Origin of the sequence: Olleya sp. AS48, from assembly GCF_038900355.1 — a bacterium.
Lineage (GTDB): Bacteria > Bacteroidota > Bacteroidia > Flavobacteriales > Flavobacteriaceae > Olleya.
Window position 1 is genome coordinate 165,155 of record NZ_JBBMRD010000005.1, and the last position, 24,416, is coordinate 189,570.

At 30.3% G+C, this 24,416-nt stretch carries 27 protein-coding genes; 18 read left to right on the forward strand and 9 right to left on the reverse strand.

Annotation, left to right across the window (positions count from 1 at the left end; genetic code table 11):
- Positions 1-117 precede the first annotated feature (117 nt).
- The 11 genes from WNY60_RS08185 (at position 118) to WNY60_RS08235 (ending at position 8,627) form a co-directional block, all read left to right on the forward strand.
- Positions 118-696, forward strand: a complete 579-nt coding sequence (locus WNY60_RS08185; protein WP_342862071.1) for an RNA polymerase sigma factor — start codon at positions 118-120, stop codon at positions 694-696.
- A gap of 35 nt (positions 697-731) precedes the next feature.
- Positions 732-1,046 (forward strand): hypothetical protein, encoded by a 315-nt coding sequence (locus WNY60_RS08190; RefSeq protein WP_145002171.1) that lies wholly within the window; start codon positions 732-734, stop codon positions 1,044-1,046.
- 2 nt (positions 1,047-1,048) lie between these two features.
- Complete coding sequence (locus WNY60_RS08195) at positions 1,049-1,510, forward strand: Spy/CpxP family protein refolding chaperone (RefSeq protein ID WP_342862072.1); 462 nt, start codon at positions 1,049-1,051, stop codon at positions 1,508-1,510.
- Between the two features lie 137 nt (positions 1,511-1,647).
- Complete coding sequence (locus WNY60_RS08200) at positions 1,648-1,932, forward strand: EF-hand domain-containing protein (protein WP_145002167.1); 285 nt, start codon at positions 1,648-1,650, stop codon at positions 1,930-1,932.
- Positions 1,933-1,964: 32 nt separating this feature from the next.
- Positions 1,965-3,413: a CotH kinase family protein gene (locus WNY60_RS08205; RefSeq protein WP_339808794.1), complete on the forward strand. Its 1,449-nt coding sequence runs from the start codon at positions 1,965-1,967 to the stop codon at positions 3,411-3,413.
- A 167-nt stretch (positions 3,414-3,580) separates the two neighbouring features.
- Positions 3,581-4,108, forward strand: a complete 528-nt coding sequence (locus WNY60_RS08210; protein WP_342862073.1) for a hypothetical protein — start codon at positions 3,581-3,583, stop codon at positions 4,106-4,108.
- 24 nt (positions 4,109-4,132) lie between these two features.
- Positions 4,133-5,275, forward strand: a complete 1,143-nt coding sequence (locus tag WNY60_RS08215; protein ID WP_342862074.1) for a YHYH protein — start codon at positions 4,133-4,135, stop codon at positions 5,273-5,275.
- A 74-nt stretch (positions 5,276-5,349) separates the two neighbouring features.
- Entirely contained in the window at positions 5,350-6,147 is a 798-nt protein-coding gene (locus tag WNY60_RS08220) for a YHYH protein (RefSeq protein WP_342862075.1), read from the forward strand.
- An 11-nt stretch (positions 6,148-6,158) separates the two neighbouring features.
- Positions 6,159-6,785, forward strand: coding sequence for a toxin-antitoxin system YwqK family antitoxin (locus WNY60_RS08225; protein ID WP_342862076.1), 627 nt, complete (start codon positions 6,159-6,161; stop codon positions 6,783-6,785).
- Positions 6,782-7,450 carry an SCO family protein gene (locus WNY60_RS08230; protein WP_342862077.1) on the forward strand — a complete coding sequence of 223 codons (669 nt, stop codon included), beginning with the start codon at positions 6,782-6,784 and terminating at the stop codon, positions 7,448-7,450. The genes WNY60_RS08225 and WNY60_RS08230 overlap by 4 nt, the downstream gene beginning before the upstream one ends.
- A 79-nt stretch (positions 7,451-7,529) precedes the next feature.
- The gene (locus WNY60_RS08235) at positions 7,530-8,627 is read left to right on the forward strand and encodes an oxidoreductase (RefSeq protein ID WP_342862078.1); all 1,098 of its coding nucleotides are present in this window, start codon (positions 7,530-7,532) and stop codon (positions 8,625-8,627) included.
- A 130-nt stretch (positions 8,628-8,757) separates the two neighbouring features.
- Here the strand turns inward: WNY60_RS08235 and WNY60_RS08240 are convergent, their stop codons facing one another.
- The 7 genes from WNY60_RS08240 to WNY60_RS08270 all read right to left on the reverse strand — a co-directional run bounded on the left by WNY60_RS08240 (position 8,758) and on the right by WNY60_RS08270 (position 15,717).
- Positions 8,758-9,207, reverse strand: coding sequence for a glycosyl transferase family 90 (locus tag WNY60_RS08240; RefSeq protein WP_145002160.1), 450 nt, complete (start codon positions 9,205-9,207; stop codon positions 8,758-8,760).
- 11 nt (positions 9,208-9,218) lie between these two features.
- Positions 9,219-9,701, reverse strand: coding sequence for a hypothetical protein (locus WNY60_RS08245; RefSeq protein WP_342862079.1), 483 nt, complete (start codon positions 9,699-9,701; stop codon positions 9,219-9,221).
- 33 nt (positions 9,702-9,734) lie between these two features.
- A complete protein-coding gene (locus WNY60_RS08250) occupies positions 9,735-10,280 on the reverse strand; it encodes an RNA polymerase sigma factor (protein WP_145002158.1) in 546 nt (181 codons plus the stop codon).
- A gap of 274 nt (positions 10,281-10,554) precedes the next feature.
- Positions 10,555-12,393, reverse strand: coding sequence for an ABC transporter ATP-binding protein (locus WNY60_RS08255; RefSeq protein WP_339808799.1), 1,839 nt, complete (start codon positions 12,391-12,393; stop codon positions 10,555-10,557).
- A gap of 4 nt (positions 12,394-12,397) precedes the next feature.
- On the reverse strand, positions 12,398-14,125 hold the full coding sequence (locus WNY60_RS08260; protein ID WP_342862081.1) for a phospho-sugar mutase: 1,728 nt from the start codon (positions 14,123-14,125) through the stop codon (positions 12,398-12,400).
- Between the two features lie 71 nt (positions 14,126-14,196).
- The gene (locus WNY60_RS08265) at positions 14,197-15,150 is read right to left on the reverse strand and encodes a glycosyltransferase family 2 protein (protein WP_342862082.1); all 954 of its coding nucleotides are present in this window, start codon (positions 15,148-15,150) and stop codon (positions 14,197-14,199) included.
- A gap of 36 nt (positions 15,151-15,186) precedes the next feature.
- Positions 15,187-15,717: a DUF4199 domain-containing protein gene (locus tag WNY60_RS08270; RefSeq protein ID WP_342862083.1), complete on the reverse strand. Its 531-nt coding sequence runs from the start codon at positions 15,715-15,717 to the stop codon at positions 15,187-15,189.
- Positions 15,718-15,877: 160 nt separating this feature from the next.
- Here WNY60_RS08270 and WNY60_RS08275 point away from each other — a divergent pair, with 160 nt between their 5' ends.
- From WNY60_RS08275 to WNY60_RS08290, 4 genes are all read left to right on the forward strand, one after another.
- A complete protein-coding gene (locus tag WNY60_RS08275) occupies positions 15,878-16,129 on the forward strand; it encodes a type B 50S ribosomal protein L31 (RefSeq protein WP_145002153.1) in 252 nt (83 codons plus the stop codon).
- A gap of 144 nt (positions 16,130-16,273) precedes the next feature.
- Positions 16,274-17,449, forward strand: a complete 1,176-nt coding sequence (locus WNY60_RS08280) for a GlmU family protein (protein WP_145002152.1) — start codon at positions 16,274-16,276, stop codon at positions 17,447-17,449.
- A gap of 110 nt (positions 17,450-17,559) precedes the next feature.
- The gene (locus WNY60_RS08285) at positions 17,560-18,282 is read left to right on the forward strand and encodes a lysoplasmalogenase family protein (RefSeq protein ID WP_342862084.1); all 723 of its coding nucleotides are present in this window, start codon (positions 17,560-17,562) and stop codon (positions 18,280-18,282) included.
- Positions 18,283-18,284: 2 nt separating this feature from the next.
- A complete protein-coding gene (locus tag WNY60_RS08290) occupies positions 18,285-18,989 on the forward strand; it encodes a lysoplasmalogenase (RefSeq protein ID WP_339808800.1) in 705 nt (234 codons plus the stop codon).
- Positions 18,990-19,005: 16 nt separating this feature from the next.
- On the opposite strand, the gene WNY60_RS08295 is transcribed toward WNY60_RS08290, so the two are convergent.
- Together WNY60_RS08295 and WNY60_RS08300 are read right to left on the reverse strand one after the other, a co-directional pair.
- Positions 19,006-20,574 (reverse strand): ABC transporter substrate-binding protein, encoded by a 1,569-nt coding sequence (locus tag WNY60_RS08295; protein WP_342862108.1) that lies wholly within the window; start codon positions 20,572-20,574, stop codon positions 19,006-19,008.
- Between the two features lie 274 nt (positions 20,575-20,848).
- Positions 20,849-21,145 (reverse strand): N-acetyltransferase, encoded by a 297-nt coding sequence (locus WNY60_RS08300; RefSeq protein WP_186439197.1) that lies wholly within the window; start codon positions 21,143-21,145, stop codon positions 20,849-20,851.
- 124 nt (positions 21,146-21,269) lie between these two features.
- Here WNY60_RS08300 and WNY60_RS08305 point away from each other — a divergent pair, with 124 nt between their 5' ends.
- Genes WNY60_RS08305 through cls form a run of 3 tightly spaced genes read left to right on the forward strand, consistent with a single transcriptional unit; the run spans position 21,270 to position 24,368 of the window.
- A complete protein-coding gene (locus tag WNY60_RS08305; RefSeq protein ID WP_342862085.1) occupies positions 21,270-21,929 on the forward strand; it encodes an alpha/beta hydrolase in 660 nt (219 codons plus the stop codon).
- A 51-nt stretch (positions 21,930-21,980) separates the two neighbouring features.
- Positions 21,981-22,910 carry a lytic transglycosylase domain-containing protein gene (locus tag WNY60_RS08310; protein ID WP_145002147.1) on the forward strand — a complete coding sequence of 310 codons (930 nt, stop codon included), beginning with the start codon at positions 21,981-21,983 and terminating at the stop codon, positions 22,908-22,910.
- Entirely contained in the window at positions 22,911-24,368 is a 1,458-nt protein-coding gene (gene cls / locus WNY60_RS08315) for a cardiolipin synthase (RefSeq protein WP_292946552.1), read from the forward strand.
- Positions 24,369-24,416: the final 48 nt, after the last annotated feature.

Below are 24,416 nucleotides of genomic sequence, written 5' to 3' on the forward strand. Positions count from 1 at the left end.
TATTACTTTTTAGTATTAAGATATTATAGATTTGTCATTTAAAAAATAATTTTAAATAAATGCACAAGTTTTTTAAAAGTATTGCATCTAAACTTATTAATAGAATATCTAACATTTTTGACAGAAACAGATTTTATACACCAGCTTAAGGCTAAAAGTAGCGCCTCTTATAGTAAGCTTTTGGAGGATTTTCAGCACAAAGTGTTTGGGACTTGTCTGTCATTTGTACCAAATAGGGAAGATGCAGAGGATATCGCTCAAGAGGTTTTTGTGGAGGTTTTTAATTCTATTCATAAATTTAAGCAAGAATCTAAGTTATCCACATGGATTTATAGGATTACAACCAATAAATGTTTAGAATTTATTAGAAAAAAAAATGCTAAAAAACGTTTTGCTTTTTTAGAGTCATTGTCAAGTAATGATTATAATCTAGATAAAGCTAGTTACTTTACAGAGATTAATCATCCAGGATTAGTTTTAGAACAAAAAGAAACTAGTGAAATCTTGTTTTTAGCTATTAACAAATTGCCTGAAGTACAACGTATAGTTTTTACGCTAAATAAAATTGATGATAAAAGCTATAAAGAAATTAGTGAAATTACTAATAAAAGTGTTGGGTCTATTGAGTCTTTGCTGTTTAGAGCTAAAAAGAATTTACAAAAAACACTAGAAAATTTTTATAAAAATCAAGAGTAACACAAGTTTTTTAAGACTATTACATCTAAATTAATATGAACACAAATAATAACATTCAAGATAAAATAGATAGCACATTAAATGCTTTAGATACTTTAAATAGTGTCCAAGTTTCTCCTTTTTTTAAGGATAAAACTATGCAAAAAATGTTTGCAGAAAAACAGGTAACTTCTAAATCTTGGAGTTGGTTTACACCGCAATTACAATTAGCAACGTTAGTTTGTGTTGTAATTGTTAACGTATATGCTATCCGCCAAATTAATAGCACAAAATATAACGACGCTATTTCTAGTTTTGCCTCAGATTATGGATTGAACTCAGATTCAGAATCTTCATTTTTAAAATTATAATCATGAAAAAACACACCGTTTTATATCTTTTACTTATTGTTTTAATTATAATGAATGGCTTTTTTCTATTCAATTATATAGGTCGTCCAGATCAGAATGGACCAAAAGCATCAGGAGATTTTATTGTAACTGAGTTAAAATTTAATGACCAACAATTAGCACAATTTAAAAGTTTAGAAGCTAAACATCACAATAATATGCGTGCAGTTGGTGATGCTATTAAGTCTTTAAAAGACCAGTTGTTTAGTAATATTACTGCAGCTTCAATTGATCAACAAGAGATAGATAATTTAATAGCAAATATTGCAGACAAAACAATTACAAGAGAACACGAATTGTTTAAAAGATTAAGGGCAATTTATAATTTGTCTGATGATAAACAAAAAGAACAATTTAAATCTATAATAAAAAAAGCACGAAGATTTGATAATCAAGGACCAGAACATCCTAATAGACCAGATTAAAACACAATGTTATTAAAAAATATAAAAAGACCTTCGGTAAATTAAAGGTCTTTTTTTTTGTGTTTTATTTAACATAATTGGCCACAAGTTATTTTAAAACTAGACATCTAAACACCATAACAAATAAATTTTTAGTCATGAAAAACAACATATTAAGTACAGCAGTATTAGTGTTTGGTTTAACAGTTTTAAGTGTAACTAGTGTTAGCGCTCAATCTAGCGATAAGCAGAAAAAAGAACCACCAACATTTAGTCAGTTATTAAAAGAATTGGATAAAGATGAAGACGGTAAATTATCTAAATCCGAAATCAAAGGACCTTTAAAAGAAAATTTTGATAAAATTGATACAGATGAAGACGGATTTATATCTGAAGCTGAATTTAAAAAAGCACCAAAACCAAAAAAAAGAGAACGTAACTAATTAGATAACATAACCAATAAACCATAAATAATATGAAGTATATAAAAAGCAAATTAAACCTTTTATTAATAGCAGTTGTATTTGGTATAACGCTTACAGTCTTTACTTCTTGTAATGACGATGATAGTGTTACAACAACAGAAATAGAGGATGAAGACGTTGTCGTAATTGACGATACTGATTTTGAAGCCACAGATTGGACTTCTGAGACGCACAGTAAAGATGCAGATCCTAATTTTGAAGAAGTATTTGAAGATAACGCTGTAAAAAGATTAGATATAGTAATTACCGAAGCACGTTGGCAATCTATGCTTGATAACATGACAAGCCTTTACGGAACTTTTGGAGCTGGTGCAGGTGGTCCAGGAGGAGCTGGTGGTGGTGTTTTAACAGAAACTGATGAAGATCCAATTTTTGTACCTGCCGAAGTATTTTATAATGGTATTGAATGGTATCGCGTTGGTGTTAGATTTAAAGGTAATTCTAGTTTACAAACTAGCTGGCAAAATGGAATTTTAAAACTATCGCTTAAATTAGATTTTGATGAGTTTGAAGATGATTATCCACAAATAGACAACCAACGTTTTTATGGTTTTAAAAAGTTAAGTCTTAAAAATAACTTTGATGATAAGTCTATGTTGCGCGAAAAAGTAGCGACAGATGTTTTTAGAAACTCAGGATTAGTAGCCTCACATACCGCATTTTATACCGTTTATGTAGACCATGGTGATGGACCACAATATTTTGGACTGTACACTATGGTGGAAGAAGTGGATGATACCGTTTTAGATACACAATTTTCTGATGATGATGGTAATTTATACAAGCCAGATGGTGTTGCTGCTAGTTTTGCTATGGGAACTTATAATGAAAGTGAATACGTTAAAAAAACTAACGAAGATGAAGGCGATTTTGATGATGTTGCTAGTTTATTAGCTGTAATAAATGATGGTTCAAGAACTACAGACCCAGAATCATGGAGAGCAAATCTTGACGCTGTGTTTGATACAGATGTTTTTATAAAATACTTAGCAGTTAATACAGTCGTTCAAAATTGGGATACTTATGGAAGGATGACACATAATTATTTTTTATATAACAATCCCGATACTAGTAAACTAACATGGATACCATGGGATAATAACGAAGCTTTGCAAACAGGAAAAATGGGAGGCTCATTACCATTGGATTTTTCCGGTTTAAACAACTCTGAATGGCCATTAATTGGCTATTTGTATCAAGACTCGGTTTACAAAGCGCAATATGACACCTATGTACAAGACGTTGTAGATAATGCTTTTAATGTTAGCACAATTCAGTCTCTGTACGCAAATTACGCAGCATTAATACAACCTTATGCAACATCAGAAGTTGCAGGTTATAGTTTTTTAGAAAATGGTTCGGATTTCCAAAATGCAGTTAACCTTTTAAATACACATGTATCATCTCGTGCAACAGCAGTTAGTGATTACTTAGATTAAAAATAATTAATTAGTTTTTTAATAGCAGTTAAAGGCTTCATTATGTAAAACTTATGAGGCCTTTATAATAACGATATACTATTAAGACGAAATAACTTCAATATAAAACATTTTATCACAAGTTTTATAGAATAAAAGCATCTAAAGCTTATAAACAGTATTTAAAAATGAAAAATAACCAATTAAAAACAGTATTAACAGTCTTTTCAATGCTATTATGTTTTAGCGTTTTTGCTCAAGGACCTCCAGGTGGAGGTGGACAAGGCGGAAGAGGAGGCGGAAGAGGTCAGCAACGTGGAGGCACACCAGATGCGTCTGAAATTCTTTTAAAATTAGACATTAATAAAGATCAAGTGATTGATAAAGATGAAGCAGCTAGCGATGAAAGAGGGAAAATATCAGAAGATTTTGATGTCATTGACACTAACGAAGATGGAGTGATTGATTTGGATGAATTAAAAGTGTCTTTAGATGATAGTAAGCCTAGAAAAATTTCAGCTAAAAAAATAATCAAAGCTGTTGATGATAATGGTGACGGAACATTAAATGAATTAGAAGTAGCTGCTAAAAAGAAAATTGAATTATCTGATAATTTTATTAAGATAGATACTAATAGTGATGGTGAGTTAGATTTGGAAGAATTAAAGGCGTTTTTTGAAACTGACGATAAGCCTAAACGTAGAAAAAGAGACTGATTTTAAACAAGAATAGCCAAACAAATGAAAAATATATTTAAAATTATTACACTAGTGATTATTGGACTTTTGTTAGGTTGTAATAGTCAAAAAAAATCTACGTCTCATAGTCATGATGGATCCGAAAATCATTCCCATGACACAGAAAATAACGTAAATTCTACAACCAATTATTACGGGAATTACGACCTAGAGGATGCTACTTTTGGGACTAAAACTAAAGTTAGTATTGTTGGAGATACACGTATTATGGTGACCAATTCATTACCAAACCATGACACAGGAGCTTTTCCTAATCCAGGTAATCCAAATACTATCGCGCCTCAGGATATCACTTATTCATTTCCGGTAACACCAAAGTATACAGGAAAAGCGCAATGGATGAGAGAACCAGGAATAGCTTTAAACGGAATTAAGTTTGAACCTCAAACAGCAGAGGTGGTTGTTTGTGATACGGGAGAAAATTACCGTGTAGAGGCTATTCAAAATGTTATAGATCTTGGTTTAGATTTTAATCATGCACATGTACAACCAACCGGAGCGTATCATTATCATGGGACACCAACATCAATGATATCTAAATTTGATAGCGGACAAGATTTAGTTCATATTGGTTTTGCACATGATGGTTTTCCTATGTACTATTCTAAAAGCGGACAATACAAGCCAAGCTTTAAGTTATTAGATGGAACAAGAGCAGGAGAAGATTGTTCTTATGATAATCCTCATCAACATATGGATATTGCTGTTGGTGGTCATCATGATGGGACATATGGATCTGATTACGAGTATGTAGCTGGTTATGGAGATTTAGACGAGTGTAATGGTATTACTGTTGATGGTAAATACATGTATTTAGTAACTAATCAGTTTCCTTATGTTGGTCGTTGTGTTATGGGAGAAGTAGAAGCAGAACAACAAGGACCGCCAAATGGACAACCAAATGGTCAAGGAGAACGACTAGATCCATCTCAAATAATAGAAAAGATGGATGCTAATAATGATGGTAAATTATCTGTTAACGAAGCTAAAGGGCCTTTAAAAGAAGACTTTTCTAAAATTGATAGTAATAGTGATGGTTTTATTACAAAAGAAGAATTAGAAAAAGCCTCAAAAAATGGAGGACAAAGACCACAAGGCGGACGTCCTCAAGGCGGAAGAAATTAATTTATATAAAATAAAAAGCAAGTTTTTTTGATAACACGCATCTAAACTTTAAATAACCTTAAAACGCTAATAGTATGAAACTTATATTTAAACCTTTAACGTACATTTCAATTGTTGCTTTAGCATTATTTGCTTGTAATAGTGATGATTCAGTAAGTGACGTTTCAGTAATTAATGGTACTAATGATGATGAGGAGGTAGCTGTAACAGAATTACATGCAGCGTTTTCAGCATTTAATTCGGATGCTGTTACAGTACTACTATCTGATGATGGTACTCAAGTAAATATTGAAACGACAGGGTTTCCTGATCATACTTCAATTTATTGGGAACCTGATAATGCACTTTATATTGATGAACCTGGCGTAACTAAAACAACTCAAAACACATATATTGGCGGAGGCCAAGGAGAAGCTGCAAGTTTTACAGTGGATGCGACACCAAATTTAACAGGTGCCTCCGTTACTACACAATTAAACACTATTGGTATTGCTGTTAGTGGTGCGTCTATTTTTAATGATCAGGAAGGCATGGGAGATTTAGATCAAGCAGCTGGAAGTTTAGATTGGGCTGGCGCACATAAAGGTCCTGGTGTATATCACTATCATTTAGAGCCTACACCAATTACTAGCAACGACGATAGTTTAGTTGGAATATTATTGGATGGTGTGTTTATTTATGGTAGACAATGTAGTGCTACAGGTACACATCCTACAGATTTAGATGCTTCTGGTGGTCATACATCTACTACACAATACACAAATGGAGTAGAGGAGTATCATTACCATATAATAAACGAAGTATATCCGGCTAGCAATTATGCATACGCACCAGCATATGTATTATTTGCAGGACCATTCCAAGGTTACTAAAATATAAAAGCATGAGACCAATTCTTTTTTTTATAGTTATAGTATTTACAATATCAGGTTGTAAAGACGCTTCTGATAGTACAAGTAGTAATACCGTCACTAAAGAGGAACAGCTAATAGTTATAGGTAATGTAGAATTATTAAAGGAAGCATTGGTGCTTAATGGTAATAAAGGAAGATGGTATTACAAAGACAAACCGTATACTGGTTATTCTTTAAAATATTATCCAAATGGCGTTTTAGAAGAAAAATTAGGTTTTTTTAATGGAAGAAGAGAAGGTGTAGCAAAACGTTGGACTAAAAATAAAAAACTACAACTAGAATCTTATTATAAAAATAATAAGTTAGACGGTGTTTATAAAACATGGTGGGAAAATGGTGAGTTATCTGGGCAGTCGTTTTATGAAAACGGTGTAAAGCAAGGTGAAGAAAAACAATGGTTTCCTGATGGGCAAATGTTTAAATTAAGAAATTTTGCGGATGGAAAAGAGCATGGTTTTCAAAAAGCGTGGTTAGCTAATGGCAAATTATATGTTAATTACGAAGCAAAAAATGGACGTATTTTTGGTATGAGACGGGCTAGTTCATGTGTTAGATTAGAAGATGAAGTTGTAATCAGAAAAAAAATAGTTTTATGAAATACTTATGCATCATAGTAGTGTTAATTTTTACTAGTTGTAAGAAGGACGTTAAAAAAGAAAACATTAAAGTAATTGAAAACAGCAGAGTAGAGTATCTGCCATATTACAAAGATGACTCGTTTACACCGCACTGGTTAACACCTAATACTAAAGAGGAAAGTGCGTTTCATAAAATCCCTGACTTTTCTTTACAAAACCAATTAGGAGAAACGGTAACGCAAAGCACGTTTGATAATAAAATATATATTACCGATTTCTTTTTTACAACCTGCCCAGGTATTTGTCCTAAAATGACAGGTAATATGGCCAAAATTCAGGAAGAATTTAAAAACGATCAGGACGTTTTATTATTATCTCATTCGGTAATGCCAAGTACAGATTCAGTTTCTGTTTTAAATGCTTATGCTACCAATAATAACGTTATAGCTAATAAATGGCATTTAGTAACAGGCGATAGACAACAAATATATGATCTGGGAAGAGATCACTATTTTGTAGAAAGTGATTTAGGAGAAATAAAAAGTATTGATGACTTTTTACACACCGAAAATTTTTTACTAATAGATAAAAATAAACACATAAGAGGTATCTATAATGGATTAAATAGAGCTTCCATAGCGCAATTAATTATAGATATAAAAGCATTAAAAATAGAAGGGTAAATAATTTTGGTTGATTATTTTTCAGGAAAGCTTCGCTGTAATGGTGGAGCTTTTCTATTTTTATAGAAAATTAATAATCATGAAAAAAATAATATATCTAATATTTAATATTTCGCTTATAATTGGATTAGGTAGTTGTGGTATTGGTAAATATAAAACGGTACCAAAACCAATCAAAACCACTTTTACAACTGTTGAGATAGAAACATTAATAGAAGATGATGCTTTAAATGTAAGAGCTATTGAAATTATTGATACTGTTGGTTTAGCCTACTTAACTTCTGAAGGTAAATTTGGTATGTATTTTCATAGTGATTTACCAGGAATTAATGCGATTAAAAAGGTATTCCCCATTCAAATAAAACACGATAGCATTATTCCAAATTTTAGAGCATTAGCTGTTACTAGTAATAAAGGTTATGGGTTAAGTATAGGGTCACCTGCTTTGATTTTTAATTTAGATGTTGATTTACATAAAAACACAGTCGTGTATCAAGAAAATCATGAAAAAGCTTTCTACGATGCTATGGAATTTTGGAATGACCAAGAAGGTATTGCAATTGGAGATCCAACAGATGATTGTTTAAGTGTAATTATAACACGAGATGGAGGAGAGTCTTGGACAAAACTATCTTGTGATGTGTTACCAAAAGCAAAAGATGGCGAAGCTGCATTTGCTGCAAGTGATACTAATATAGCTATTGTAGGCGATAAAACGTGGGTAGCTACAGGAGGTAAATCTAGTCGTATTTTATATTCTCCAGATAAAGGAAACACTTGGGAGGTCTTTGAAACACCAATTATACAAGGCTTAGAAACTACAGGTATTTATAGTATAGATTTTTATGATGAAAACAATGGTTTTGCAGTAGGAGGAGATTACACCAAAGCAGATGATAATGTGGCTAATAAAATAAAGACTATTGATGGCGGAAAAACATGGCAACTTATGTCTGATGGTACTGGACCTGGTTACAGAAGCTGTGTGCAATACGTGCCAAATAGCAATGCGCAACAATTAGTTGCAATTGGATTTAAAGGAATAGATTACAGTAGTGACGCTGGTAATACGTGGACGCATTTAAGTGATGATGGGTATTATACTATTAGGTTTATAGATGAAACAACAGCGTATGCTGCAGGAAATAAAAAGATTAGTAAATTAACCTTTAAATAGATTGTTTTAATAGTAGAAATAGCGTCATTCTGAATTTATTTCAGAATCTCATAATTATTCAATCAAAGAATTTAAAATCAAAACAAGTTAAGTTTTATGCAAAAAAAAGAAGCCTATTGGCTTCTTTTTTTTAGTCTTTTTTATTGTCTTTGTGTCTTCCTCTAAACTCTTCAATCATTTTTCTTTTAAAGGAGCGCTCAGCATTAAATAGTAATACAATTTTTTTGTAACTAATTATTTTTGAAAGCTTATCAACGTATATTTTATAGCTTTTTACTCTAGCGTCTTCCAAATCTTGCATGTCCTTAATTAGGGTTTCAGCTTCTTTGTTAGTTAATTTTGTAACATCAATATCCTTACGTTTGATGTCAGATGCTTCTCTTAATTTGCTTTTTTGTTCTTCAAAGTCATTGTAAATAGGCCAAAAAGCTTCTGCTTCCTTGGAGGAAAAATCTAATTGCTCTGTAATGTGTGCTACTTTTAAAGCTTTAAGTTTTTCGTGTTGTTTTATTTTTTCTTTTTGTGCAATTGCACTAAAAGAAAACACTAAAACTAGTAATGTTATAATATGTTTTTTCATTGTAATATGTTTTATTCTTGGTATAAGTCGTTTAAATCTATATCGTCAATATAGTCTTCAACTTCAATTAAATTATAATCTATAAAATCTGTTTGTGATAATTCCGAGTCATTAATTAACATATTAAGATCGTTAATTTCTATTTCATCTAAAATATAGTTTTCTACGGTATCTGTATCTAAGCTGTCTAATGTAGGAGCTGCTTTAAATAGGTTTAAATTAAATAATAGTACTATGGCTGCAGCAACGCTAGATAATGATACAATAGTTTTTTTGTTAAACAGATTAAATACTTTAGGTTCTGGCTTATCTAATTTAGATAAAATATTGTTTTCTAAAGTTTCAAAATAACCATCTGGAACCTTAAAACCAGACGTTTTCGGAAGCCCTTCTAATGTTGCTTGCGCTAGAATGGCATCTTCTAATCCTTCAAAGTAGTCCTTAGGGATTTTAAATCCTGAAGTCTTGATTGTATTTAAGCTTTCTTTTTTCATTGTATAGTTAAGACTAAAAAAAACGTAAATGGTTTAATGTTCTTTTAAATAGGCTTCTATTTTTTTAGAAGCTAAATGGTAGGATGCCTTTAAAGCTCCTTCACTGGTGTCAAGTATTTCTGATAGTTCGCTGTATTTTAAATCTTGAAAATATTTCATATTAAACACTAATTGTTGTTTTTCAGGAAGTGTTGCTATTGCTTTTTGAAGTTTAAGCTGTATGGCTTCTCCTTCAAAGTAAACGTCCGATTGTAAATTGTTTATTGCTAAATCCTGAGTATCGTGACTAGCAGTGTTTTTTAATTTTGCGTTTCTTTTTAAATGCGTTAAAGCTTCGTTAGTTGCTATTCTATAAATCCAAGAGTATAATTGGCTGTCGCCTTTAAATTTATTAATGTTTTTAAAAACCTTTATAAACGTATTTTGTAAAACGTCATCCGCATCGTCATGAGATTTTACTATATGTCTAATGTGCCAATACAATCGCTCTTTGTATAGCGTGATTAGTGTTTTAAAAGCAGCGTTTTTTTCTGATTCAGATTGTAATTGCTGCACTAAAAGTGTTTCGTTCTCTGACATATTAATTATTAGACTCTAATTTAAGCTAATAGTTTAAAAGTTTTATTAGAATTTTTAATGATTATTAAAAGTCTGTAAATCATGGTTTTACACAAAAATAAACGATTAAATGTATGTTTTATCGGTTTAAAAACAAATTTTACTTGTTTTTTAGTATTATTTGCGTTAGATTTATATTATTAAATTTAGTTATGTTGTTGGCCCCAAATCTAGCAATGCACAAAAAAAAGGATAAACCAAGTTTATCCTTTTTTTAATTTATTTATTGTTTTAATTATTCAAAGCTTTGCATTTCTACTAGTTTTTTATACATACCGTTTTTTTCTAATAGTTCTGTGTGTGTACCTTGTTCTACAATTTCACCTTTTTGCATTACAATAATTTGATCTGCATTTTGAATAGTAGATAGTCTATGCGCAATTACAATAGATGTTCTGTTTTTCATCATGTTTTCTAATGCAACTTGCACTAAACGCTCGCTTTCAGTATCTAAAGCTGAGGTTGCCTCATCCAAAATCATAATAGGAGGGTTTTTAAGTACAGCTCTAGCAATACTTAGACGTTGTTTTTGTCCACCTGAAAAATTGTTCCCTGCATCTCCAACATTGGTTTCAATACCTTTTGGTAACTCACTAACAAACTCCCAAGCATTTGCAATTTTTAAAGCGTCGATAATTTGGTCTTCGGTTGCATCAGGTTTACCTATTAAAATATTATTTTTTATGGTGTCATTAAATAGTATAGAATCTTGTGTTACTAATCCCATTAGATTACGTAAAGACTTTTTTGTGACTGTTTTTATGTCATTACCATCAATAGTAATATTACCTTCATTTACATCATAAAAACGGGTCAGTAAATTAGCTATTGTACTTTTTCCACTTCCAGATTGTCCTACAAGAGCAACAGATTTTCCTTTAGGTACTTTTAAGCTGAATTTTTTAAGCACATTTTCTTCTTCGTATCTAAAATTGATGTTTTCGATATTGATTTCGTGTGAAAAGCTTGTTAAGTCAATAGCATCACTGTTTGAAGTTATAGTTTCTTCTTGTTCTAAGATTTCAAATACACGCTCTGCAGCTGCTAGTCCATTTTTTACAGAGTAGGATGCTTTAGATATTGCTTTTGCTGGTGTTAAAATATTATATGCTAATAGTAGATATACTAAAAATAATTCGCCTTCTAGTGTTTTTTCAACTAATACTAGATTACCTCCATACCATAAAAGAATAGCAATTGTAACAATACCCATAAATTCACTCATTGGTGAGGCTAGGTTGTTTTTGTTACCTATACTATTTGATAATTTTAATAAACGGTCAACAGAATTATTGAATTTTTTTGTAAAACTAGATTCTGCATTGTAGCTTTTAACAACCTTTAATCCTGTTAGGCTTTCTTCTACAATTGATATGAGTTTTCCTGATTCTTCTTGAGCTTTTGTTGATTTTGATTTTAAATTTTTACCGATTCTAGAAATTATAAAACCAGAAATAGGCATGAAAACAAAAACAAAAAGTGTAAGATTTACACTAATTTTTAGCATGGCATAAATCGTAAATAGTATTGTTAAAGGCTCTCTAACAATAAGTTCTAAAATAACAAAAAATGACGATTGTACTTGGCTAATATCACCTAACATTCTAGCCATTATATCTCCTTTTGTGCGATTTGAATAAAAAGGTATTGATAAGCTTATAATTTTTTGATACATTTTTTTACGCAGATCACTTAAAACTCCATTTTTTAAATGCATCATATGAAAGGACGCTAAATAGTTAAATAAGTTTTTAAGTAAAAATGTAGTAATTACTAAACCAACAGCTAACAATAATGAATATTGAGGACCATGGATTTCATTAAGGTTACCAATTTCATAGAAAAATAAATCTTTTAAATAATCAGTAATATTCCAAATGTCAGTGTACACAGGTTTTTTTAGAATAGTTGTAGGCTCTGCGTTTTTTTGAAATAGCACTTCTAACAACGGAAACATTGTTATAAATGATAATGTGCTAAAAAGCGCGTATAGAATATTAAAAATAACATTCATCACTATATTAAACTTATAAGGTTTAATATATGGGATTATTTTTTTTAGGTTTTGATCCATTTAATTATAACTGCATATCTTTTAATATAGCATCAATCTTGCTTTCCAATTTCTGTTCCGTAGCTTCAAATTCTGACACATTGTCTAAAGTTGTATTAACGCTAATGTAGAATTTTATTTTAGGCTCTGTACCACTTGGTCTTAAGGCTATTTTACTTCCGTCTTCCGTATAATAAATTAATACATTAGATTTAGGTACATTAATAGTACTTGTAGTATTGTCTATTGTATTTTTTGCTTCAGATAATTGATAGTCTTCAATCTTGATAACTTTTGACCCATTAACTGTTGTTAGCGGGTTTTCTCTTGCATCAATCATCATTTGTTTGATTTCTTGGGCACCTTCTATACCTTTTTTAGTCATGGATATTAAACGTTCTTTATAAAAACCATGTTTAGTGTACAGTTGTATTAATTCTTTGTAAAAACTACTGCCTTTAGCTTTTGCTTGAGCTGCAATTTCGCAAGCAAGTAAAGCAGATGTTACAGCATCTTTGTCACGTACAAAATCACCAACCATAAACCCAAAACTTTCTTCTCCACCACCAATAAACTCTTGGTTTGGAAAGTCTTTAATCATTTTAGCAATCCATTTAAATCCAGTCAGACCAATTTTACATTCTACCTTAAAGGCATCTGCTAAAGCAGTCATCATTGGCGTAGATACAATGGTGCTTCCTATAAATTGATTGTCATTTATTTTGTTGTTATTTTTCCATTGTTGTAATAAAAAATTAGTCATCATGACCATGGTTTGATTTCCGTTTAATAAAATCATTTTATTATCTAAACCTCTAACAGCAATACCAACTCTGTCGCTATCAGGATCTGTACCTATAACAATATCTCCATCTACTTTTTCTGCTAATTCTAAAGCCATCTTAAGTGCTTCAGGTTCTTCTGGATTTGGAGATTTTACAGTTGGGAAATCGCCATTAGGCTCACGTTGTTCTTCAACAATATTTACATTATTGTAACCTGCACGTTTAAACGTTTCTGGTATGCTAGTAATGGAAGTTCCGTGTAAGGATGTAAAAACTATATTTAGATTATCCTTGGCAGCTTTGGGTGTATCAAAACTTCCGTTTTTTACTGCTGCATCAATAAAAACATCATCAACTTCTTTTCCTATATATTCTATTAACTCCGGCTTTGCTTCAAATTTTATTTCGGCATAGTCTAAGGCATTTATTATTTTAATAATTTCGGCATCTTGAGGTGGTACTAATTGTCCTCCATCTTGCCAATATACTTTGTAACCATTATATTCTGGTGGATTATGTGAAGCAGTTAAAACAATACCACAATGACAGTCTAAATGTTTTAAAGCAAAAGATAGCTCTGGAGTAGGACGTAGGTCTTCAAATAAATAAACTTTGACATTGTTTGATGAAAACACGTCTGCCACAACTTTTGCTAAACTTTTACTGTTGTGTCTACAGTCGTAAGCGATAGCAACTTTTAAGTTTTCTCCTTGGAAAACAGTTTTCATGTAATTACAAATACCTTGTGTGTTTTTTCCTAAGGTATATTTATTAATTCTGTTTGTCCCAATTCCCATTACACCACGCATACCTCCAGTACCAAACTCTAAGTCTTTATAAAAACTTTCTTTAAGCTCAGTAGGCTCTAAAGCAATAAGATTTTTTATATAATCTTGTGTTTCATTGTCAAAAGCTGGAGTTAACCAAGTATTGACTCTGTTTAAAAGTTCTGGTTCAATATGTCTCATAGGTTGTAGTCTTAAATTAAGATAAATAATTACTTAAAGGTAGTTATTTGTTTTGTTATTAATTAATAAGTTTAGTCCTTTAAATTTAAGGATTCTTTAATTAAATATCGTTTTTTGTCTGATTTTTGACGTAAAATTATTTCGCCTAAAAAACCAGCAACAAAAAATTGTGATCCTAAAATCATGGTTACTAATGCTAGATAAAACTGAGGTCTTTGGGTGATTAGCCTACCTGAGGTATTAAAAAATAGTTTGTCTATTCCTAAATACAAAGCAAAAACAAGTCCTAAGCCAAACATAATAACGCCTAATGCACCAAATAAATGCATAGGTCTTTTGCCAAATCTGGATAAAAACCAAATGGTAATTAAGTCCAAAAACCCGTTAACAAAACGTTCCATTCCAAATTTGGTTTCGCCATATTTTCTAGCTTGATGTTGTACAATTTTTTCACCAATGTTAGAAAATCCAGCATTTTTGGCTAAAACTGGAATGTATCTGTGCATTTCGCCATTTACATCAATGTTTTTAACAACATCTTTATTGTAGGCTTTAAGTCCGCAATTAAAGTCATTAAGTTGGACACCTGAAGTTTTTCTTGCTGCCCAATTAAATAATTTTGAAGGTAAGTTTTTAGTTAACTTATTATCGTAACGCTTTTTTTTCCATCCAGAAACTAATTCAAAACCTTGATTAGTAATCATGTTGTAAAGTTCAGGTATTTCCTCTGGATTGTCTTGTAAATCGGCATCCATAGTGATTATTACATCTCCTGTTGCTGTAGCAAAACCAGCGTGTAATGCTTGGGATTTTCCAAAGTTTTTTAAAAATCTAATACCTTTAACGTTATTGTCCGATTCTTGGATTTTTTCAATAATTTTCCAAGAATTATCTGTACTACCATCGTCTATAAACAATAGCTCATAAGAAAAACCATTGGTTTGCATCACATTTGCAATCCAATGGTGTAATTCTGTTAATGATTCTTCTTCGTTAAGTAGTGGTATGACTACTGATATGTTCATAATTTAATTTGAAATATATTTTCAAATATAAAACTATTATAGGTCTTCGTTAGTTTTTTTCATTATTAATGAAACAATAAGTCCAATAACAGCTTGTATTACTAAAAACATGGCTGTTGATTGTATTTGTGGCATTAACGCGAATTGGTTTTTTTGCGCTTCCATAAGATCTAAAGTTTTAGCGATTTCTTCTTCAGGAGCGTTAAAATTTTTCATGATTTGTAATGTTGCTTCAATTGTTTTTTCTTTTAAAGCAACAGCAGCTTCAGGGTCGATAAAATTAAAAACAAGTACACTTACCAAAGTGCTAATTATTACACCTATTGCAACCGTAATAAAATAGGAGCTAAAACTTTCTTTAAATGAAATATAACCACCTAATGATTCTTTAGATTTTGATACAGAAATAATTCCGTAGACAATAATTATAACAAATAATAAAATACCTAACCACCATTTAGTTAATAGGTCTAAATACAAAGCATAGGCTAATACAGTGATTCCGCCTAAGGTTGCACCAAGGTACAGACCAAAATTAATTGCGATTGATTTTATAGTTTTTTCCATAATTTTGTTGAGTTAATTAGTTAATAATCTATTAGTCTTAAAGTGCAATAATATGTTACAATATTACATAATTAATTTTTTTTCATAAATTAGTTGCTCATTTGTAAAAAATACTTAAATTTGCACCTCGAATTTAGTTAAGATAAAAAAGCATTTAGCGATGAAAAAAGGTATACATCCAGAAAATTATAGAATGGTAGCATTTAAAGACATGTCAAACGATGACGTATTTTTAACTAAGTCTACTGCAAACACTAGTGAAACTATTGAAGTTGATGGTGTTGAATATCCAGTTATTAAAATGGAGATTTCTAGAACGTCTCACCCATTTTATACAGGTAAGTCTAAACTAATTGATACTGCAGGACGTATCGATAAATTCAAAAACAAATACGCAAAATTTAAAAAATAATTTTAGCGTTAACTATATTTTAAAAGCCTTTCATTTTTATGAAAGGCTTTTTTTGTTATCTTATTTTCAACTATTTTTGAATGCTAAACACAAAAGTAAAATGCTTAATTGTGTTTTGATGTTTAAATTTAAAATAAAACCACAATGAATTATATCCTTTTTGATGGACCAGTACGCAACCAATTACTTCCATTTACTTATACTAGACCTGTTGCAGATATCAGAGTTGGTATACTGACTATTAGAGAGAAGTGGGAGATGTATTTACAAACGACAACTACAACAGTAACAGAAGATTATTTGGCAGATAAATATCCTATGGTTGAGTTAGAAGAAAATGTTATGCTAAATGCATCTTATTTACCAAATAATGAATTAGTTGAATTGATTATAGGGTTAGAAAAAAATCAAGCCATTTTTAAAGATGAGGATATAATTGCTTTTTATACAACAGATACTCAGGAAGACATAGATTTTGATACGTATGAAGCTATTGAGTTTGATAACGATATTACTAAAATTGAACACACTTGGGAGATATTTTCTAAAAACGGAGAAGCTATACAACAGGATTTTGAATTGTTAACTAAAGACAGAAAATCTGAACCAATACCTACAAGTAATAATATTATTGCACCAGAAAACATTTTTATTGAAGAAGGAGCAGTTGTCCAGTTTGCAACATTAAATGCTAGTGCAGGACCAATTTATATTGGTAAAGATGCAGAGGTAATGGAAGGGAGTTTGGTTAGAGGTCCTTTAGCTTTATGTGATCATGCAACTTTAAAATTAGGAGCAAAAATATATGGACCAACTACCATTGGACCACATAGTAAAGTAGGAGGCGAGGTTAATAACTCAGTGTTATTTGGGTATTCTAACAAAGGACATGATGGGTTTTTAGGGAATTCCGTAATAGGAGAATGGTGTAATTTAGGTGCAGATACTAATAATTCTAACCTTAAAAATAATTATGTAGAAGTTAAACTATGGGATTATGAAACAGAACGTTTTGCTAAAACGGGATTACAGTTTTGTGGTTTAATGATGGGAGATCACAGTAAATGCGGTATTAATACAATGTTTAATACAGGAACCGTTATTGGTGTTAATGCCAATATTTTTGGTAGTGGTTTTCCAAGAAATTTTGTGCCAAGTTATAGTTGGGGAGGCGCTTCTGGTTTTACAACCTATTTAACGTCTAAAGCTTTTGAGGTTGCTAAAGTTGTTATGGCAAGAAGAGGTGTGGAATTTTCTAGTCAAGACGAAGCTATTTTAACTCAAGTTTTTGAAGATTCTAAAAAGTACAGAAAAGAGTAATCATTATTTAGTACAATCTATTGGTGATCAAAGGTTATTCGTCGAAATTGTAAGTTTTTATGGGTTAATTCTGAATTAAATTTTTATATTAATTAGGCTTAATAATCAATATGAGTTTTATTTTTAAAAATACGCTTAGATTTACCATCTTATATCTTTTTCTATACGTTTTAGATTCTTTTTTTAAGAATAATGAAGCGTTATATTCCTATAGATACTTTACTAAATTAGCTCTAGGCATTACTTTATTAGTTTTTTATTTATTTAAAACTAAGCAAAAGGACATTTCTAAAAAACGACTGGTAATTTATGCTTTATCTTTATTTATAATTGGAGATGTTTTTTTTATTACAGGAAATTCTGGCGAAATGACTCATTTTGTATTTGCAGCTTTCTTATTTATTGGAGCTAAAATTTGTTATTCGATACGATTTTTAAATAGTAAAGATTTCAAAATTTCTAAATTAATTCCTTTTTTAATACTTGGTTTTGCTTACATGACTATTATCACAGATTTGGTGTATAATAATTTAGGTCATTATTTTTTTCCATTTTTAATCTACTTATTTGTAGTACTGTTATTAATGCAATTTGCTTATTTAAGAAAAAGTGAGGTCAATGGATTAAGTTTTTGGTTAGTCTTATTTGGTGTGTTTTTCTCAATGATAGCAGATAGTATTAATATCCTTAAAATATTTTATGACCCATTAATTGCTTATAATAAAATTACTGTTATGTTTTTTTATTGTTTGTCTCAGTACCTGATTATATTGGGAGTACTAAAAGAAAGTAGAGCTATCGATAATAATGAAATACTGAAAGTGAATACATAATTATGGATAAATTAATACGCTATTTTACACCTGTATTTTTGGCTTTGTTATTTTTAGATATTTATGTAAAAACTAATTTACCTATAATTCCTTACAGGTATTATTCTAAAATATTTGTGCTAGTCACTCTTATAATATTTACGGGTTATTGTGTTTACAAGAAAAACAAGTTGAACAATAGGTATGTTTTTTATGGATTAATTATTTTTTTTATAGGTGATATTTTAATTATTGACCACTTAAATAAAGTAAAGTTTATTATTAGTTTAATACTTTTTGTAGTTGGTAAATTAATCTACATTTTTAAATTTACACACAAGGAAGACTTTAGTAATAAGCGTTTGCTACCATTTTTAGTAGTTTGTTTTTTGTTTGTTGCGTTTTTGTATAATCTAATTTTTGTAAACCTTAAAGGGTATTTTATACCAGTAACGTTGTATTTTTTTATATCCTTAGTCATGACTCTTTTTGCCTATCTTAGAAAAGATGTAGCAAGTAACAAAAGCTATTATACAGTTTTATCTGGTGTAGTTTTATTTGTATTCTCTGAGGCTACAATGGTAGTTAAAACATTTTATGGAGACATCCTATTCCAGGATTTTATAGTAATGTTTGGTTATGGATTTGGACAATATCTTATAATTTTAGGTTTAATGATTGACAAACCTAACTATGTTGAAAATAGTGAACTTATCTCTAAAATATAAAAATCAAATCGATTAACTATTGTTTCTTAACAAGCTTTAATTCTAATAAATTGATAGGATTATTGCCTAGTCCAATAACATTTTTTTGAGTAAATCTAATCACTTCATCATAGTATAAAGGCACTATAGGAGCATTTTTTATAACCAAACTATCCATTTTGGTATACAATTTAGTTCTTTCAGATGCCTCAGTAGTATTAAAAGCTTGGTTGTACCATTTATCAAAATCAGTATTGCTAAAATGAGTATAATTTGGACCATTTGGCGCAAAATTTTCTGAATAAAATAATGATAGATAATTTTGAGCGTCTGGATAATCTGCAACCCAACTAGCTCTAAATAAATCTAATTTTCCGTTGGCTTTACCTTCTTTTAAAGTTGATGCAGGAATGACATCTACCTTTATAATTAAACCAATTTTAATAAGCTCGCGTTGTATGTATTCGCAAAAGTTAAGATAATTACTAGTTGTAGTAATTGTTACTTCTGGCGTTCTATTATTGTTTTGTGCTTTGTATTCAGCAATAAGTTTTTTTGCTTTTACGGGTTGGTAAGTGTATCCAATATTAGCATTGTAACCTGGTAACCCTTTTGGTATAAATCCACCATTTGCAGCTATTCCAATTCCGTTACGTAAATAGGTCATCATTTTTTTTCTGTCAAAGCCATAATTTATAGCTTCACGTATTTGTTTGGATTGGATTTCATTTAAATCAGAATCCATATAAAAAGCCAAATATTCTGTATTTAAGTAAGGACCTCTATTTATGTTTATAGTATTAATATATTTATCTCTTAATTCTCCATTTGTAGTCAATATTTCATCTTGATAAGAGGCGTCTAAGCTGTTTAAAAAGTCTAAATTACCTTGAATAAATTGCATAAATTCACTCTGCTTATCAGGTAAAAAGGTAATAGCTACAGCTTCCAAATGTGGTAGTTTTTGACCATCTTTAGTAGTTTCAAAATAGTTTTCATTTTTTCTAAAAACCAGTTTGATGTTTTCTTCCCAGCGCTTAAATTTAAAAGGACCTGTGCCTATTGGATTTGATCTATAATCACTACCATAATATTCTGTTATTTCTTTAGGGACGACACTGCAATACTTCATTGTTAACAAACCCAAAAATGCAGGAAAAGGTTGTTTTAAAGTAATATTAAAAATGGTGTCGTTTATCGCTTTAAAGGTGTCTACTTTATTAAAAATCCACTGACCTGACGACGCTATATTTTTATCCAACAATCGGTTAAAACTATATTCAAAGTCAGAAGCAGTAACTAGTCTGGTAGAATCCTTACCAAATAATTTATGTTTATGAAAATAGACATTGTTTTTTAGTACAAAATTATAGCTTAAACCATTATCTGATAGTGTCCAGTTTTTAGCAATGCAGGGTTTAACATGTAAACTGTCATCCATTTGAACCAATCCATTAAATAATTGATGGATTGCCCAAATATCTGCGTTGTCTTTTGCAAATGCAGGATCTAGTGATCCTATGTTTTTGTGTTCGTTATATCTAAAAACTAAATGATCATTGTTTACGTTTTTAGTATCCTTACAAGATACTAAAAATGTAAAAATAAAAATGAAGCTATATATAGGTAATGCTTTGTTAGTTATAATAGTTGTCAAGGTGCTGTTATTACTGTTTCTTTTTTTTTTAGTGTAAAGAAAAGTGCTTTTTTTAAACTAAAATTATATAGTGTAAATATACACAATATAGCTAATTCTTTTTTTTATAGTTTTAGCATAGTTTAATTGTTTTTAGTAGCATAATTATAATTAGTATAATGTTTATTTCAAAAAAAAACCGAAGGTATTAGCTTCGGTTTTAATTATGTTTTTATTGTAAAAGTTAGATTCTGACACCTACAGGTAAAAGTTTTTTATATTGCCTATTGCGCCTCATAAATTTTGCTATTTCTGGACTGGTAGGCATTACGCTTAAATTACGTTCTTCAATATTGTCAAAAACAATTTTTAAAAACTCGTTTACAAAATCTTCATTATCCTGCTCCTCAGGCACTATTAATTTAGTTAAAAAGATTTTTCTTTCTTGTAAAGAGTATTCTATTTTAGCGAAATGATTATCAATTTTCAGTTCAAATTGACGTAAAAAATCATTGTCAACTAACTCAGCTGCATCAATCATAATGTATAAAGTTTTATTAATTATTAGGGGAGTTTCAAAAATAGTACCAAACTATTTTATAGCTTTACAGCACAAAGATACTCAAAAATCTAATAGCACTGTGTTTGTTTATTGTTAAAAGCTTATGAATCAAGAAGTAATACCTGTTTATCTAATGCCTGGTATGGCTGCTAATCCTACGATATTTGAGCACATTAAATTACCGGAAAATCAATTTAAAATTTACTGGTTAGAATGGAAATTACCCAATCCAAATGAAACATTATCTAGCTATGCAAAACGCATGTGTGAAGATGTAAAACATGATAATCCAGTACTTTTAGGTGTATCTTTTGGAGGGATTTTAGTGCAAGAAATGAGTAAGTATATTAAGTACAATAAAATTATAATAGTATCCAGTGTAAAGACCAAACACGAGTTGCCTAAAAGAATGCGTCTGTTGCGTATGACAAAAGCATATAAAATATTACCCACACAATTACTTAGTAATGTTGATTTGTTGGCTAAATATGCGTTTGGTAATACTATAACTAAACGTATTGAGTTATATAAAAAATATTTGTCGGTAAGCGATAAAATGTATCTGGATTGGGCAATACAGCAAGTGGTTTGTTGGGATCAAGACCAAGCATTAGATAATGTAATCCATATTCATGGTGACAATGATAAAGTATTTCCTTTCGCTAATTTAGGAGCATGCCTAAGTATAAAAGGAGGTACGCATATCATGATTATTAATAAATATAAATGGTTTAATGAAAACTTACCAAAACTAATCGCTTAAATATTAAGTGGTTTGAATAAAAAATTTTAAATTTAAACAAAAGATAAGAAGATGAAGATTGTACAAAAAAGTTTAGCTATTGTTGGCTTAGGCGTTTTAGGATTGTTATTTATTAACGCCTATCAAGACGCTCCTACTGACGAGAATTTTGAGAAAAAAATAATAAACGATTATAATGTATACGCAATTCAAATGCCAAGCTATTTGGAGTTTGCAGGAGAAGCTGTACCATTATCAAATCCAGATATTTATGAGCGCATGGATAAAGAGCTTTTAGTTAATACCTATTGGCAATCTAATGGTTTGTTAATGTTTAAGCGTGCCAAAAAATATTTCCCTATTATCGAGCCTATTTTAGCAAAAAACGGGATACCAGACGATTTTAAATATTTGGCAGTTATTGAAAGTGGTTTAACAGATGCACGTTCTCCAGCAGGAGCAAGTGGGTTTTGGCAAATCATGAAAGCAACAGGTCGCGAACATGGATTAGAAGTAAACGATAATGTAGACGAACGTTATAATTTAGAAAAAGCCACAGAAGTAGCTTGTGATTATTTAAAAAAAGCTAAAGAAAGTTTAGGATCTTGGACATCTGCAGCAGCAGCATATAATGCGGGTAATTATGGTATTTCTAGACGCTTAAAAGAACAAGATGTGACTAGTTATTATGATTTGCTTTTAGGTGAAGAAACAGGAAGGTATGTGTTTAGAATAATAGCTTTAAAAGAAATTTTATCTAATCCAGATGCTTATGGATTTAATTTTAGAGACAAAGATTTGTATAAAGCAGTGCCAACCTATCAAGTAGCTGTAGATACTGCAGTAACTGACTTTGCCGGTTTTGCTAAGCAATTTGGCATAAACTATAAAATATTAAAATTACACAACCCTTGGTTAAGAGAACCTCATTTAAATAATAGTTCTAGAAAACAATATTTTATTGATATCCCAAGAGAGGGTTACTACCAAACTAATCCGTAAATGCTTGATTTTTTTACTCAAAATTGGTGGACTATAGCAATTGTTATCAATTACATATTGGTAATAATTGCAGTTGCCACTATTTTATTTAAATCAATAAATCCAACAAAAACACTAACGTACATCATTGTATTGTTAGTGTTTCCTTTTTTTGGATTAGTAGTTTATTACTTTTTTGGTCAAGAGTATAGAAAGGATAAGATTTTTAATCGAAAAGACGTGTTAAATAACCATTTAATACAATCTATTAATAAAGATTTAAAGATTCAGCCAGAATCCTTAACGCAATACGAAGCTAAAATTGACGAAGATCAAATTAGATTAATTCATCTGCTTCAAAAAAATGATAAATCACCATTAACTAAATTTAATGATGTAGAAATCATAATTAATGGCGAAAATAAATTTGAGAAGCTTTTTAAGGATATTGACACTGCTAAAAAACATATTCATATTGAATATTACATTTTAAAAGACGATAAAATAGGTACTAGATTTTTAGATCTATTGTGTAAAAAAGCCAAGGAAGGCGTAACGGTAAGACTTAGTTTTGACGATGTAGGTAGTAAAATTTCTTCTAAAATGAAGAAAAAACTAACCAATGCTGGAGTACAATATTTTGCTTTTATGCCAGTATTGTTTCCTAGATTTACAGGTAAAATGAATTATAGAAATCACAGAAAAATTGTGATTATAGATGGTGAAATAGGTTATGTAGGCGGAATAAATGTATCTGATACTTACGTTAATTATCCCGAAAATAAAGACTATTGGAGAGATACACATTTAAAAATTATTGGCGAATCTGTTTTTACCTTACAAACTCAATTTTTAACCAATTGGAATTTTGTAGCAGATACTAGCTTGACATTAAACCGTTCGTTTTTTCCGCAAAACAAGGTTAAAACAATTACTCCAGTACAAATAGCAGCAAGTGGTCCAGATACAGATTGGGCTAATATTATGGAAGCTATATTTTTTGCAATTGTAACTGCCGAAGATTACGTGTACATAACAACGCCTTATTTTATTCCTAATGATCAAATCATTACAGCTATGCAAGTGGCATCAAAAAGTGGAGTAGATGTCAAGCTTCTAATTCCAGATAAATCGGACTCGTGGACAGCAAAACATGCCACAAACTCATATCTAGAACAATTATTAGAAGCTAATGTCAAAATTTATAGATATGAAAAAGGTTTTATTCATGCTAAAACTATGGTTGTGGATGATGTCTTTACAACTATAGGAACCTGTAATATGGACTACAGAAGCTTTAATATTAATTTTGAAATCAACGCGCTTATCTATAATAAAGAAAAAGCAATTGAAGCTAAAAGCATATTTAATAATGACCTAGAAAGTGCTATCCAAGTTAATCTAGAGCAATGGACAGAGCGATCTAATATTAAGCGTATACAAGAAGCCTATTGTAGACTTTGGGCGCCTTTACTGTAAAAAAAAAGGGTCAAACTAGTTTTAATTAGTTTGACCCTTTTTAATTTA